This window comes from Phocaeicola plebeius DSM 17135 (assembly GCF_000187895.1).
GTDB classification, from domain to species: domain Bacteria; phylum Bacteroidota; class Bacteroidia; order Bacteroidales; family Bacteroidaceae; genus Phocaeicola; species Phocaeicola plebeius.
Genome location: NZ_DS990118.1, coordinates 147,402 through 163,532 on the forward strand (window position 1 = coordinate 147,402; position 16,131 = coordinate 163,532).

Below are 16,131 nucleotides of genomic sequence, written 5' to 3' on the forward strand. Positions count from 1 at the left end.
AGCAAGTCTGCCTGACGTCAGAATGATTATATCCGTATTATATAAGTCAAAGATTATCTTACTGAGGACGACTATAGTTAGGTGCCTCGCTTGTAATAGATACATCGTGCGGGTGACTTTCCAGAACTCCTGCATTAGTGATACGAGTAAACTTCGCATTATGCAACTCTTCAATATTATGAGCTCCGCAATAACCCATACCGGCACGCAAACCACCTACCAGCTGATAAATCACTTCATACAAAGAACCTTTATAAGGCACACGAGCAGCGATTCCTTCCGGAACAAGCTTTTTCACATCAGTAGTTCCACTCTGGAAATAACGGTCTTTTGAACCATTCTCCATAGCTTCCAATGAACCCATTCCACGATATGATTTAAACTTACGACCGTTAAAGATGATTGTGTCACCCGGAGATTCCTCTGTACCTGCAACCAATGAACCGATCATTACGCTATAACCACCAGCTGCCAATGCTTTCACCACATCACCTGAATAACGCAAACCACCATCTGCAATCAAAGGAATACCAGTTCCTTCCAAGGCTTTTGCTACATCATATACGGCTGTCAACTGAGGAACACCTACACCAGCAACCACACGAGTTGTACAGATAGACCCCGGGCCGATACCTACTTTTACTGCATCAGCACCAGCTTCAGCCAACATCTTAGCTGCTTCACCTGTAGCTACATTTCCTACAACAATATCAATTCCAGGGAAACGTTTCTTAGCTTCTTTCAGCTTTTCAATCACGTACATAGAATGTCCGTGAGCTGTATCAATTACAATGGCATCTGCACCAGCGTTCACCAAAGCTTCCATACGGTCGAATGTATCAGCAGTTACTCCCACACCGGCAGCTACACGCAAACGACCTTTAGAATCTTTGCAAGCCATTGGTTTATCTTTTGCTTTTGTGATATCTTTATAAGTAATCAGACCTATCAACTTTCCATCCTTATCTACAACCGGAAGTTTTTCAATTTTATTTTCCTGCAGAATCTTGGAAGCAGTTTCCATGTCTGTACCCGGCTCTGTTGTTACAATGTTTTCCTTTGTCATCACCTCATCAATACGCTTATTCAAATCCTTTTCAAAGCGCAGGTCACGGTTTGTAACAATACCAACCAAGTAATTCTCATCATCTACTACAGGAATACCTCCGATTTTGTATTCAGCCATCAAATCGAGTGCATCTTTCACTACAGAACCTCTCTTAATGGTCACCGGATCATAAATCATTCCGTTTTCCGCACGTTTCACAATTGCTACCTGACGAGCTTGCTCCTCGATAGACATGTTCTTATGAATTACTCCGATACCTCCTTCACGAGCAATGGCAATGGCCATCTGTGCTTCGGTAACTGTATCCATAGCTGCAGTTACAAACGGAATTTTCAACTCAATGTTACGTGAAAACTTAGTCGAGAGTTCGACTGTTTTAGGTAAAACCTCAGAATAGGCCGGAATCAACAATACATCATCGTAAGTTAATCCGTCCATAACAACTTTATCTGCAATAAATGACATAGGGCTTTATGCTTTAGATTTTATTGCGTGCAAATATACAGAATTTTCTCAAAAAGTAAAAAAGCAGTTAACATCTTTTTTATACCACATACCTATCAAATAAAACAGCTGCTTGCAAGGAACGCCCCTCACAAGCAGCTGTACAATATCATTTAATAAATGATTAATTAGCCATTTCAGAAATGAACTTGATACGTACCAGACGAATTTCGTCTTCTGTATAGTCGTCACCCAGTTCATCCATTGCATCATCAATCTTATCAGTTACTGATTCCTTGAAATAATCATAAATATCCTGCATGTGGTCTTCATCCATAATTTCTTCCAAGAAATAGTCAATATTCAGTTTGGTTCCTGAATATACAATAGCTTCGATTTCATCCAACAATTCACCAAATTCAATACCTTTTGCCACTGCAATATCATCCAAAGCTACCTTTCTATCGATACTCTGAATAATAGAGACCTTCAACTTAGATTTGTTAGCTACAGTACGCACTCTCAAATCTTCCGGACGGTCTATTTCATTTTCTTCGCAGTGCTTCTTAATCAATTCGCAGAATTCCTGACCATAGCGTTTAGCCTTTCCAGCTCCTACGCCCGGAATATTCTGCAATTCTTCCAAAGTAACCGGATAAATAGTAGCCATTGCCTCAAGAGAAGGATCCTGGAAAATCACATAAGGTGGTACATCCAGTCTCTTTGCCATTTTCTTCCGCAAGTCTTTCAACATGGAATACAACACGGGGTCTACTGCACACGAAGCTCCACTTCTCATCGGAGTTTCATCTACCTCTTCTTCTTCAAAGTCTGCATCCTCAACTATCTTGAACGACTTCGGTTTTTTCAAGAACTTATGTCCTTCTGGCGTAACTTTCAATAAGCCATAGTTTTCCACATCCTTTGCTAGGTAACCAGCGATAAGAGCCTGACGAATGACTGCATTCCACAATCTTTCTTCTTCTCCCATACCTGAACCAAACACCTCTAAGTCTTCATGCTTATGCGCAAGCACTTCAGATGTTTCTTTACCCAACAATATATCGATAATATAATCTTGCTTAAAGTTTTCTTTTACGGCAATGATTGCTTCAATCACTGCACACAACGAATCCTGAGCCTCCACTTGTTTCTTTGGATTTAAACAGTTATCACAATTACCACAATTATCTTCCGTATATTCCTCTCCAAAATAATGCAACAAAATTTTTCTTCTACACACTGAAGATTCTGCGTAAGCAGCTGTTTCCTGCAATAGCTGACGTCCGATTTCTTGCTCTGAAATAGGCTTTCCCTGCATAAATTTCTCCAGTTTCTGCAGGTCCTTATTGGAATAGAATGTAATGCACTGTCCTTCTCCACCGTCACGTCCTGCACGTCCGGTTTCCTGATAATACCCTTCCAAACTCTTAGGTACATCATAATGAATCACAAAGCGTACATCCGGTTTATCAATACCCATTCCAAACGCAATCGTAGCGACAATCACATCAATGTCTTCCTTCAGGAAAGCATCCTGATTCCCATTACGGGTAGCAGAATCCATTCCTGCATGATAAGCGCGGGCCTTAATGCCATTTGCCAGCAATATTTCAGTCAACTCTTCTACCTTCTTTCGGCTCAAGCAATAGATAATGCCTGACTTGCCTTCGTTCTGCTTGATGAACTTAATAATATCTTTATCCACATTAGCAGACTTGGCACGTACTTCATAATAAAGATTCGGACGATTAAATGACGAACGGAATTCCGTTGCATCCATCATTCCCAAATTCTTTTGGATATCCATCTTTACCTTTGGAGTAGCCGTTGCCGTCAAAGCAATCACTGGTGCTTTTCCAATTTCATTGATTATCGGGCGAATCCGGCGGTACTCCGGTCGGAAGTCATGCCCCCATTCCGAAATGCAATGTGCCTCATCTACCGCATAAAATGAAATCTTCACGTGTCTCAGAAAATCTACATTCTCCTCTTTCGTCAAAGATTCAGGAGCTACATAAAGTAACTTTGTCTTTCCGGCCATGATGTCAGCTTTCACCTGATCAGTAGCCGATTTTGTCAATGAGGAATTAATAAAATGAGCAATACCATCTTCCTCACTAAAATTACGCATAGCATCCACCTGGTTCTTCATCAGGGCAATAAGCGGTGAAATCACAATAGCAGTTCCATCCATCAACAGAGAAGGAAGCTGATAGCATAATGACTTTCCACCTCCTGTAGGCATTAACACAAACGTATCCTTTCCTGATAATAAGTTTCGGATAATCGCCTCCTGGTTTCCTTTAAAAGTATCGAATCCAAAATACTTTTTAAGAGCTGCTACTAAATTGATATTTTCCGCCATTGTTCTTGGATTTAGATTTTCATTGATTGTAGAAATTTTGTTTCCGCATGTAACAAAGTTATAAACAACTTTTCATATTACACAAATATTTCTGGGAATATTTCATCGGAAGCTTTTATTTTCTCACTAAAAAACCTTTACATTATGCCATTTGCAGACGGGAAACATTTGCCTTCCCCATTTGCTGCTTGGCGTAATCCAACGTCACCACAAAACGTTCGGTCTGTTGTGACGGAATTTCAAACATGACATCATTCATTATGGTTTCCACAATAGAACGCAAGCCACGAGCACCCAATTTGTACTCTATCGCCTTGTCGACAATATATTCAAACACTTCCGGTTCAAATTCCAGTTTCACCCCATCCATCTCAAACAATTTTACATACTGCTTGATAATTGAATTTTTGGGCTCTGTAAGAATATTACGCAAGGCCATACGATCCAATGGGTTCAAATAGGTGAGTACCGGCAAACGGCCAATGATTTCCGGTATCAAACCGAATGATTTCAAGTCCTGAGGAGCAATGTACTGCATCAAATTTCCCCGGTCTATTTTCACCGCTTCCTTCGCGGCACTATATCCTACCACATTTGTATTCAGACGTTGAGCGATTTTTCGTTCAATACCGTCAAAAGCACCTCCGCAAATAAACAGGATATTCTTAGTATTGACCGGAATCATCTTCTGATCAGGGTGCTTACGTCCACCCTGAGGAGGGACATTCACCACAGAACCTTCCAGCAACTTCAACAAGCCTTGCTGTACTCCTTCTCCGCTTACATCACGCGTAATGGAAGGGTTATCTCCTTTCCGGGCTATTTTATCAATTTCGTCAATGAAAACGATACCCCGTTCTGCCTCCTCTACATTATAGTCAGCCACCTGAAGCAAGCGTGTCAGAATACTTTCAATATCTTCTCCCACATACCCTGCTTCGGTCAGCACAGTCGCATCTACAATGGTAAAAGGTACGTGAAGCAACTTAGCAATGGTACGAGCCAATAATGTCTTACCTGTTCCAGTACTTCCCACCATAATGATGTTTGACTTTTCAATCTCCACATCATTCTTATCCTTAGGCTGAAGCAAACGTTTGTAATGATTATACACCGCTACAGCCAAATAGCGTTTTGCATCATCCTGACCGATCACATACTGGTCTAAGAATTCTTTAATATCCTTCGGCTTAGGGAGCTCAGACAAATTCAGATCTGTTTGCCCCTGTCCTTGATGATGCATCGCTTCTTTTACGATTTCGTGTGCCTGTTCTGCACAACTGTCACAGATACATCCGTTCACTCCTGTAATCAGGAAGCCCACTTCGTCTTCTGTGCGACCGCAAAAGCTACATCTCCTTTTCGAGTTTCTTGAAGTCCTTTTTTCTTCCAAAGCCTATCTAGTTTTTAAGTAAATCACAGTGTTACAATGAAGGTTTACGAGATAGCACTTCATCAATCATACCATACTCTTTAGCCTCGGATGCCGTCATCCAATAATCACGGTCAGAATCTGCCCAAACCTTATCAAAATCCGTATGAGAGTGATCTGCAATGATTGTATACAGTTCTTTCTTCAGTTTCTGAATTTCACGAGCAGTAATTTCAATATCTGAAGCCTGACCTTGCGCTCCTCCCATCGGCTGATGAATCATCACGCGTGAATGAGTCAAAGCTGAACGTTTTCCTTCTTTTCCAGCTACCAACAATACGGCTGCCATAGAAGCTGCCATACCTGTACAAATTGTAGCCACATCGCTACTGATAAACTGCATGGTATCATAAATACCTAAACCTGCATACACAGAACCGCCTGGGGAGTTGATATAAATAGAAATATCCTTACCAGAATCCACTGAATCCAGATACAAAAGCTGAGCCTGCAAAGTATTAGCTGTGTAATCGTCAATCTGGGTTCCGAGGAAAATGATACGATCCATCATCAAACGAGAAAAGACATCCAACTGCGTCACATTCAATTGACGTTCTTCCAAAATATACGGATTCAAGTATCCTGCTTGCGACTTGATGACATCATCAAGTACCATACTGTTCATTCCGAGATGCTTGGTAGCATATTTTCTAAAATCGTCCATCATAATCCTTATATTAATTCTACAATATAAAAGAGGCTTTTAACCCCCTTTCCTCTGAAAAAACAAAAGTACAAAACACTTCTATCTTACAGAAGAAGTCAAGTTAAAAGCCTCCTTTTTTAGAATATTTTAGCAATCAATTTTGAAAGCCAAATTGCTTATTGAAACATTTTGTTGAATTCTTCTGCAGAAACAGCTTTGTGGTTCAATGTTACCTGACCTTTCAAGATTTCAGACAACTTAGATTCAACAACGCGGTTTACCAGAGCTTCTACACTTTCACGTTTCTTCAACATTTCTTTTGAATAGTTTTCCAACAATTCATCAGGAACATTAATCATGCCATACTGAGCAAACTGTGCGCGAGTAGCTTCCTTAGCCATGTTAGTGATATCAGCCTGTTCTACCTTAATATCGTTAGCAGCTACCAGTTTTTCTTTAATCAGGTGCCAAGTCAGTTCTTCCAAGCTCTTTTCGTAGTTTTCAGAAACGAACTCTTCACCTTTTTCCTTGTTGTTTTCCAACATGATACGTTTCATCAGTTCATCAGCAAACTGAAGTTTGCCAACCTTTTCTGATAAGTAAGTACGTACATCCAACAAGAACTTATAATCGCTGTCAGCTTCAAACTGTTTTGCAATTGTTTCCTTAATCTGAGCACGGAATTCTTCTTCGCTGTGAGCCTTTCCTTCACCCAATACCTGATCGAACAGTTCCTGAGTCAAGTCACCCGGAATCATACGAGTGATTTCTTCAATCTGGAAGCTGAAGTTACCTTTGTAGTTAGCCACTTCTTCTTTCTTCACTTTCAACAGAGAAGCCAATTCAGCTTCATTGTTATCGAAAGCAACTGACGGGTTAAATACCAATACAGTATTTACCTTCGCACCGTTGAAAATAGCTTTCTGGTCATCGTTCTTCATGTATGAAGGCATCATTACTGCACCTTCTACCTGCACACCACCTTCTTTTGTATTACCGTTCTCATCCAGCTCAGCCAACAAACCTTTCAGCATATCCTTATCCTGATAGTCTTCAACCTTGTCATACTTAGCAGTACGCTGTCTGTACATATTTACCTGCTGATCTACCATTTCATCTGTTACGTTAATATCATAGTAGTCAACAGTATCATTATTAGACAATTCTACATTGAATTCAGGAGCCAATGCAATATCGAAAGAGAATTCAAAATTCTCATCAGTTTCAAAGTTTGCGTTATTTTCTTTCGGCAGAGGAGTACCCAACATGTTAACTTTGTTTTCACGGATATACTCACCTACTTTTTCCTGCAACAGTTTGTCAACTTCTTCCAGCAATACAGAAGTTCCGTACTGTTTTTTTATCAATCCCATAGGAACCATTCCTTTACGGAATCCAGGCATATTTACTCTCTGACGAAGAGTTTTCAGTGCTTTTTCAACTTTTTCCTGATAATCAGCTTTTTCAATCTGAACAGTAAGCACAGCGCTTACGTTGTCTACATTTTGCAATGAAATATTCATTTTCGACTTATTTATTTAATTATTAATTATTTCTCGTATTTACCAAAAGAGGTTGCAAAAATAATGTTTAATCTTTCAATAACCAAACTGACAAGCTAAAAAATCTTTACGGCTTTAGAATCCTTATCAACCATCCAAATAAAAAACGGCAGAAAGCATATCCACCTTCTACCGTTCCTTGTTATTTCACCCTGAGTCTTGTCAATATTAAACTTTACGAGCCTTGCTATTTTCCTCTTTCTTCACCTTTTGCAGCAAATCTGAAGCAAATATAAAATTATTCAACCGCTCATTCGTGGCATTGAATACCTCGTCTTTTGTTCCTTCCCACTCCTTGTGACCTTGGTAAATATACAATATGCTTTCACCAATACCCATCACAGAGTTCATATCATGTGTATTAATGATTGTGGTCATATTATACTCTTTGGTAATATCATGAATCAAATCATCAATCACCAATGAAGTTTTAGGGTCAAGCCCAGAATTAGGCTCATCACAGAACAAGTATTTCGGCTGCAAAGCAATAGCACGTGCAATAGCCACACGCTTCTGCATACCCCCACTGATTTCTCCAGGATATTTTGACTGCGCATCAATCAAGTTCACACGATCCAGGCAAAACTGTGCCCGCTTCACCCGGTCACGGTAAGTATCATTAGAGAACATATCCAGTGGAAACATCACATTTTCCAGTACAGAAAGTGAGTCGAACAATGCTGCACTTTGAAAAATCATGCCCATTTCACGTCTCAGTGCTTTCTTTTCTTTCTTTCCCATGTCCAACAGGTTACGTCCGTCATACAGAATCTCCCCGCACTCCGGAGTAAGCAGCCCTACGATACATTTCATCAGTACCGTCTTACCGGAACCACTCTGTCCGATAATCAAGTTGGTTTTCCCGTTGTCAAACGAAAAATTAATATCTTCAAGAACTGTACGTCCTTCAAATGACTTGCATATAGAATTTAGCTGTATCATCCCATCAACAATTGTGTAAGTATCAAATCTGAAAACAAAATCAAGACACTGCTTGAAACAACAGAGTCCGTACTGGCTTTACCCACCGCAATAGAACCTCCTTCTACCGTATATCCAAAATAAGCAGACACACTGGCTATGATAAAGGCAAAAAATAAGGATTTAATAAAGCTACACCAGATATACCATTCCACAAAGCAATACTGTAAACCATATTCCAAATCCGTCGCATTCATGATACCGGCAAACCAGGCTGTACAGAAAGCACCTATCACTCCCGCAAAAATACTGAAAATCACCAGAAAAGGAATCATAGTCATCAATCCCAGAATCTTTGGAAGAATCAGATAAGAGGCTGAGTTTACTCCCATAATTTCCAGTGCATCAATCTGCTGCGTCACCCGCATCGTACCAATCTCCGAAGCAATGTTCGACCCAACTTTTCCCGCTAAAATCAAACACATGATAGAAGACGAGAACTCCAGCAGCAAGATTTCACGAGTGGTATATCCCACCACGAAACGCGGCATCCAAGGACTTTCAATATTCAATTTAATCTGAATACAAATTACGGCACCGATAAAGAAAGATATCAGCAGCACAATACCAATCGAATTGATACCCAATTGTACCATTTCATTCAGGTATTGCTTAAAATACATTCGGAAACGTTCCGGACGGGAAAATACACGCCCCATCAACATGAGGTATTTTCCGAGGTTTGTAACAGGCTTTATCATATTATTACAATCATGTTTGACGCAAAAGTAGTGCTTTTTAGCTATATTATAATAAAAGACAGGAGGATTTTCGAATTAAGAACCACAGAAGCCAAGATTTTTACTACTTTTGCACGACTGAACAGCAAACAAAAGGACAATGGCAGCACAAGAAAATCAAGAATCTACAACCGAAAAGTTTGAATTACCTTCAGACGGCAGAATGGTGCTACGAACCGAGAACCTGGTCAAAAAATATGGGAAACGAACAGTGGTAAGCCATGTTTCCATCAATGTGAAACAAGGAGAAATCGTTGGACTGCTCGGCCCTAACGGTGCGGGTAAGACCACTTCGTTCTATATGACTACCGGATTGATTGTCCCCAATGAAGGACATATTTATCTAAATGATAAAGACATAACTTCCTACCCTGTTTACAAACGAGCCCAAAATGGTATCGGTTACCTGGCACAGGAGGCTTCCGTATTCCGCAAAATGAGCGTGGAAGATAACATCGCTTCTGTATTGGAGTTGACTAATAAATCACCGGAATATCAAAAAGAGAAACTGGAAAGCCTGATTGCCGAGTTCCGTCTGCAGAAAGTACGCAAGAACTTAGGGGACCAACTTTCCGGAGGCGAACGTCGCCGTACAGAAATTGCCCGCTGTCTGGCTATCGACCCTAAATTTATCATGCTTGATGAGCCATTTGCCGGAGTAGACCCGATTGCCGTGGAAGATATCCAGCATATCGTTTGGAAACTGAAGGACAAGAATATCGGTATTCTGATTACAGACCATAACGTACAGGAAACACTTAGCATCACCGACCGCGCTTACCTGCTGTTTGAAGGAAAAATCCTCTTCCAGGGAACTCCGGAAGAACTAGCTGAAAACAAGATTGTTCGTGAAAAATACCTGAGTAACAGTTTCGTACTTCGAAGAAAGGATTTCCAGTTGAAAGAAATTAAAGAATAACATAAAAATAAGGAGCTCCTCAATTGTATTAATGAGAAGCTCCTTATTTTTATGTCAATCACATTTTATTTAATTAAGCGACCCGGTTCCATCTGTAAAATTCAATGAAATAGTCTGTCCAGAATTAGCTGATAAAGAATACTCTTCTCCTAAATCTGTCCATCCATTATTTACAGCATTATTTTCACGATAGAAAATTGTTTCACCATTCTTTAATGTAAACTCAAGTCGCCACCAATCAGTGTCTGCTTTGACACACATGCGGACTTCACCCGTAGCAATTAAGGCCGGAGACACAAAACTACCGTTTTTATCTTCAGGAACAGAGAATAAATAAGCATCATTATAATTCCAATCCCCCACCGTATTTCCCAACACATATACATTAGGCTTGTAGAAATTCATGGTATACTGATAATCCTCTCCATTCACTTCAGCTATCAAATACACTATATACCATCCTCCTTTATCCACCTTGATATTATCACCACTGTCAGAAAGACCAGCTCCAGCATTATCATTAAACTGATGAATCTTCGAGTAACCATTCCAGTCTTGCTCAAACTTGCCAAACTTAAATTCAGCCCCTGCGTCAAAATAAACCATACTCCAGAATTCCCCCGCCAGGCCATTTACACTAACCATTGGTTTCCATGTACCCCAAGACGTTCCGATACTTGAACCTACAAGATACATTTCTTCTGGAGGTGCTATGGTAGAAACAACCTCACCCAGTTTTATCTGATTAATTTTAATTACATTGGAAACAGAATTTCCCAATTCACTACCTGTAATTACTGCCGTAAGACGAACATACACTGGAATCACGATACCTATATAGGTTTCCACATCCGGATTAGCCTGTTTCCACAATTCTACAATTGCAGCATTCAGTTCCGCAGGTTTCAATAAAACCGTAGAAGATGTATAAGCAGTAGACAAAACCTTATAATTAGACCCTACCTCTTCAGTTTCATCAACAAATGTCTCCTCCAATGAAACTTGCACACTATAGGTAGTAGCAGCAGTAAAGCCATAAGCAGGCTGTGCGCATGTCAGAACAACTGTATCTTGAGCTTCTCCCAAATCATAAAGTTTGTCATCTGGAGTCTCAAGGACAAAAGTTTCAGCTTCATGTAAAACCGGATTATCATCTATATCCGTATTACAAGCTGTTAATAACGGAAGTATACATCCGATTAATGATAAAATGGGAAATATTATTTTTTTCATATTACCAAAATTCTTATAAATTAATACCCTTCATTTTGATGCATATTATTGTTATTATTCAAATCTGTAGCAGGGATAGGATATACATTATAAATATCGCTTACTGATTTTCCTTCTTTCGCACCACCTTTCCAGTCCCACAAATACTTATCAGTTGTAAAACAATCGAAACGTATCAAATCGCTACGACGTCTGCCTTCCAAATAAAATTCACGTGACCATTCATCCAATAAATACATCTCTGTTAGTTCATTCAATGTAGGTTGTTTGGTACAACCACGTTTCGCACGCAATGTTTTAATATCCTCCCATGCTAAACTTTTTTGATTCAGACGGAAGTTGGCTTCAGCACGGGTCAAATAAGCTTCTGCTAAACGGAACAAAGGTATATCTGTATCTGGATATTCTGTATGACTGGTAGAAGCTCCATCTGAGCGGATATTTTGCCATTTCACAATTGACAAACCACTCTGAAAACCAGTAATGGATTTCGGATCCATCGTTCTCTTTCCTCCACCTGCTCCAGAATAAAACATAGCCCGGTCATCTCCAGCTGCCTTAATCATATCCTGCGTCCGTACACCATATTGAGCATCCCATGAATCAATAGCCTCATCATTTGCAAAATCACTCTGTCCTGGTACCTCTACATTTTCAGGAATCATAGGGACTTTGTCTTCATCAAAGAATTTATATACCAGCGCATTTCTTGCAATCAAGCAAGACCATCCATTTGTAGTACCCATATGAGGCATTCCACCCGTACGCGTGCCACAAATCAAATAAGTAGATCCTCCATAATTTCGAGTTTTCATACCATCCTGACGAATAGGAAGAATAATTTCCTTCATGGCCTTTTCATTCTGGTCATTATCAGCCATAAACATCAGCTTGTAGTCATCGCACAATTCATAATAACCACTATTGATAACTTTATCTGCATACGTCTTGGCATCTTCATAATCTGCCGTACCGGTATACACCTCCGCATTCAAGTAGACACGAGCCCTCAGCAACCAGTTAGCAGCTTTGTCTGCACGACCAAAAGGAGCTTGTCCCGGCTCATACATGTCTGCCTCGCATTCACTGAGTTCATTCTGGATGTAATCAAATAAATCCTTTCCTGTTTTCTCTACCGGCAAATCATTGTCAAAATGCTCCTTGAAAGGCGCCTTGCCGAACAGGTCAAGGAAATAAGCATAATGTAACGCACGCAAGAAACGCACCTCAGCCCGCTGCCGCAAAGATTCCTGATCCGATTTATCCGCAATCTGATCCAAGAAGAAATTCATTTGCGTAATGTCATAACCTAATCGCACATAAACCCATTCCGTACGCTGACTTGAAGAATTCCATGCTATATTAGTAAACTGAGGAATATCGACATTGTCTTGCCACACCCATACACATTCGTCTGTAGGTAATTCCTGACAATTAAAAATAGTACGGTAAAAGCCCGATTCGCCTTCATCCTGTCCATCCAAATCCGGAGTTCCAGCAAGACCTTTCTGCCCTGTCAATCCCAACAATGCATATTGCTTAACAAAAGCTGCATCTTGGTCAAAACTAGATGAACTTTGCGGGTCAATAGAACTAATGTCCAAATCATTGACACAGGAAACATTCCCTAATGAAATGGCCACAATCAATGCAGCAGAAAATATATGTTTCAAATAATTAGCTTTCATACGTCTTAATGTTTTCATAAAATTAGAATTGTAAATTAACTCCCAACAAGAATGTAAATGCACGCGGATAAGGATTTGAATCAATTCCACTTTTTACTTCCGGGTCCAATCCTTCATACTTAGTAATAATAAACGGATTCTGCGCTGTCGCATAAACACGTCCTCCGAGACCTTTATAAGCAGAAGTTTTAAACAAATCTTTAAAAGAATAACCCAACGTAATATTATCACAACGCAAGAATGAAGCATTACGTACAAAGTAATCACTCATATAATATTCTCCCTTTCCTGTAAAACCAAGCGCAATAGCCTCCGCAGTTGTATTTGAATAAGCCGTATTAGAGAATAATCCTGAACTGCTTACATTTGCCTTATTTGCCAGGAAGTCATAATACACATAATTATTCAAGCTACTACGTAAAGAAAAGCTGAAATCCCAGTTCTTATATGTCATCTTCGAAGTGAGTCCCATCATAAAATCAGCTGCCGGTTTCTTATAGATATATTTATCAGAACTGTTGATGATACCATCTCCATTGCGGTCAACAAACATATTCTCAATCGGATTACCGTTTTCATCATACACCTGCTGGTACACATAGAAAGAGTTAGCCGCATAACCCACCTTATTGACTTGCACCTTCGTATTGTTACCACGGGATATGCTGTTACCCGTTTCTACGTAATAATCGGCATCATCCCCACCGGTCAGCTTGGTAATCTCATTATGATTCCAAGTAAAGTTATAGGTCACGTCCCACATAAAATCTTTCGTAACCACAGGTTTTACGTTAAAGGCAAATTCCACTCCATAATTTTTCAGCGATCCGATATTCTGCAACATTTGTGCATTGAAGTTCGTACCTACCGGAATCTTCACACTGTTCAACAGATCGTTTGTTTCACGGTAATAACCATCCACATTACCGCTGATACGTCCGTTGAAGAATCCGAAATCCAATCCGGCATTATAAGTGGTGGTCTGCTCCCACTTCAAGTTCGTATTGAAGGCATTGGCACGAGAAGTATGATAATATGTGTCTCCAAACGGATATTGTGCATAATCATCACTCACTACATACAGCGGCATATATGCAAAATCCGAAGTCACATCCTGTTGTCCGGTGATACCCCATCCCAACCGAAGCTTCAAATCAGACAGAAAATTAACATCTTTCAAGAAGTTTTCTTCCTTCATCTTCCAAGCCAGAGCCAAAGAGGGAAAAGTCCCCCAGCGGTTCCCATCGGCAAAACGTGAAGAGCCATCCCAGCGCATGGTAAAGGTGAACAGGTAACGGTCTAACAACGTATAGTTCAAACGTCCGAAATAAGAGACCAATGTATTACGGGTAGCATACGCCGTCTGTTCCTTCAATACAGCATCATGAATTTCCCCAGTATAAGGATCCACTCCATTCCCGATGGTAAATCCATTCCGGTGAAAATGCTGTTCCTCCCCACCGGCCATGATGTCAAAGGTATGTGCGCCCAATGTCTTGATATATTGCGCATATACGTTATACGACAAATTGTATTTGTATTCAGTCACAGCCGAAGTATTTCCATAATAGTTGTAAGAGAATGAATAAGGTGAATAAATGGTAGTCTGTGTACCATCTGCATATTCACCACCCAAGCTGGCATGCAAATGCAGGTCGGGCAAGAAATGGAATTTATAATCCACTTCTACATTACCTACGAAATCATTACTGTTGGCACTGTCATCTTTCTGTTCCAAAGCTGCCACAGGATTCTGCGGCGTATTCTTATTCGCCGTATACCGCCAGTCCGGATCCGAAAAATCAGAAGTAGACTGTGCATTCTGATAATACCCTCCAAACACATCATACATGCTGTCACCGCCATATACCGGACGAGTAGGATCCATGGAAAGTGCACCTCCAATAGCAGCTCCGGCATCAGCATACCGATTCTTTCCATTCATGTATTTCGCCGTTACGTTCACCTTCAAATGGTCATCAAAGAAAGAAGGAGCCAGATTAACTGATGCGGTAAAACGCTGAAAATTAGAAGTTTTCAAAATACCATCATTATAACTGTATCCTAATGAAATGCGATACGGAAGATTCTTCAAACCTCCATTGATGGACACATGATGGTCTGTGCTGATGGCTGGACGAAATATCTCATCCTGCCAATCGGTATTAGCCGTACCTAGCGACGCCGGCAATTCATCGCCAAAAATCTGCTGAGCGTATGCCCGGTATTCGTCTCCATTCAGCACATCATATTTCTTCTGAATGGTGGATACGGAAACCGAACCGTTGTAGCTGACCTTCGGAGCCTGACCGCTCTTTCCTTTTTTCGTAGTAATAATGATGACACCGTTGGAAGCACGGGAACCATAGATGGCTGTAGCCGAAGCATCTTTCAGTACCGTAAACGTTTCAATATCTTCTGGGTTCACCAGAGAAAGCCCATTCGACATACCCTTGACACCGTTGTTATCGATGGCCAGCCCGTCAATTACAATCAACGGATCATTGCTGGCATTCAGGGAAGAGCCTCCACGGATACGGATCTGTGCACCTCCCCCCGGAGTACCGTCATTGGAAATCACACTCACACCAGCTACCTTTCCAGTCAACATATCCTGCGCATTGGTAGTAATACCTTTGCTCAGTTCATCCGGCTTAATTGCAGTAACCGAACCAGTCGCATCATTTTTCTTCACCGAACCATAACCAATCACCACCACATCATCCAACACTTCCGTATCATCCTGAAGCGTCACATTCATTGTAGCTGCCGCAGGAAGTTCCTGAGTTTTATAACCGATAAAAGAAATGACTATCACATCTCCCTTTTTTGCTTCCAAGGTAAAATTACCATCAAAATCCGTAATGGTTCCGTTCGTTGTTCCTTTCACCAGAATATTAGCTCCAATCACGCCCATTCCGGTATTATCTTTCACTACACCTTTCACGGTCAGTCCTTGTGCAAAAACTTGCACGGAAAGTAACATTCCAACTACCCATAATAGCAGGAATTTACTTACTACATTCCTCTTTATTTCCATATTATTAAA

The 16,131-nt window shown here is 40.5% G+C and carries 11 protein-coding genes; 1 reads left to right on the top strand and 10 read right to left on the bottom strand.

The features are described from left to right. Positions 1-58: 58 nt before the first annotated feature. The 7 genes from guaB to BACPLE_RS00590 all read right to left on the bottom strand — a co-directional run bounded on the left by guaB (position 59) and on the right by BACPLE_RS00590 (position 9,203). On the bottom strand, positions 59-1,534 hold the full coding sequence (gene guaB / locus BACPLE_RS00560) for an IMP dehydrogenase (protein WP_007557884.1): 1,476 nt from the start codon (positions 1,532-1,534) through the stop codon (positions 59-61). Between the two features lie 163 nt (positions 1,535-1,697). Beyond that, complete coding sequence (gene recQ, locus BACPLE_RS00565) at positions 1,698-3,881, bottom strand: DNA helicase RecQ (protein ID WP_007557886.1); 2,184 nt, start codon at positions 3,879-3,881, stop codon at positions 1,698-1,700. A 142-nt stretch (positions 3,882-4,023) separates the two neighbouring features. Next, entirely contained in the window at positions 4,024-5,274 is a 1,251-nt protein-coding gene (clpX, locus tag BACPLE_RS00570; protein WP_040312287.1) for an ATP-dependent Clp protease ATP-binding subunit ClpX, read from the bottom strand. A 31-nt stretch (positions 5,275-5,305) separates the two neighbouring features. Then, the gene (gene clpP / locus BACPLE_RS00575) at positions 5,306-5,977 is read right to left on the bottom strand and encodes an ATP-dependent Clp endopeptidase proteolytic subunit ClpP (RefSeq protein WP_022053439.1); all 672 of its coding nucleotides are present in this window, start codon (positions 5,975-5,977) and stop codon (positions 5,306-5,308) included. Positions 5,978-6,135: 158 nt separating this feature from the next. Next, entirely contained in the window at positions 6,136-7,482 is a 1,347-nt protein-coding gene (gene tig, locus BACPLE_RS00580) for a trigger factor (RefSeq protein WP_007557892.1), read from the bottom strand. Positions 7,483-7,689: 207 nt separating this feature from the next. Continuing rightward, a complete protein-coding gene (locus BACPLE_RS00585) occupies positions 7,690-8,463 on the bottom strand; it encodes an ABC transporter ATP-binding protein (protein WP_007557894.1) in 774 nt (257 codons plus the stop codon). Continuing rightward, positions 8,460-9,203, bottom strand: a complete 744-nt coding sequence (locus BACPLE_RS00590; RefSeq protein ID WP_007557896.1) for an MlaE family ABC transporter permease — start codon at positions 9,201-9,203, stop codon at positions 8,460-8,462. Before BACPLE_RS00590 ends, BACPLE_RS00585 begins: the two co-directional genes overlap by 4 nt. 139 nt (positions 9,204-9,342) lie before the next feature. On the opposite strand from BACPLE_RS00590, the gene lptB reads away from it, so the two are divergent. After that, the gene (gene lptB, locus BACPLE_RS00595) at positions 9,343-10,161 is read left to right on the top strand and encodes an LPS export ABC transporter ATP-binding protein (RefSeq protein ID WP_007557897.1); all 819 of its coding nucleotides are present in this window, start codon (positions 9,343-9,345) and stop codon (positions 10,159-10,161) included. A gap of 69 nt (positions 10,162-10,230) precedes the next feature. On the opposite strand, the gene BACPLE_RS00600 is transcribed toward lptB, so the two are convergent. Genes BACPLE_RS00600 through BACPLE_RS00610 form a run of 3 tightly spaced genes read right to left on the bottom strand, consistent with a single transcriptional unit; the run spans position 10,231 to position 16,122 of the window. Further along, positions 10,231-11,394, bottom strand: coding sequence for a SusF/SusE family outer membrane protein (locus tag BACPLE_RS00600; protein ID WP_007557899.1), 1,164 nt, complete (start codon positions 11,392-11,394; stop codon positions 10,231-10,233). A 20-nt stretch (positions 11,395-11,414) separates the two neighbouring features. After that, positions 11,415-13,082, bottom strand: a complete 1,668-nt coding sequence (susD, locus tag BACPLE_RS00605) for a starch-binding outer membrane lipoprotein SusD (protein WP_007557901.1) — start codon at positions 13,080-13,082, stop codon at positions 11,415-11,417. Positions 13,083-13,104: 22 nt separating this feature from the next. Continuing rightward, positions 13,105-16,122 (bottom strand): SusC/RagA family TonB-linked outer membrane protein, encoded by a 3,018-nt coding sequence (locus BACPLE_RS00610; protein WP_007557903.1) that lies wholly within the window; start codon positions 16,120-16,122, stop codon positions 13,105-13,107. Positions 16,123-16,131 lie beyond the last annotated feature (9 nt).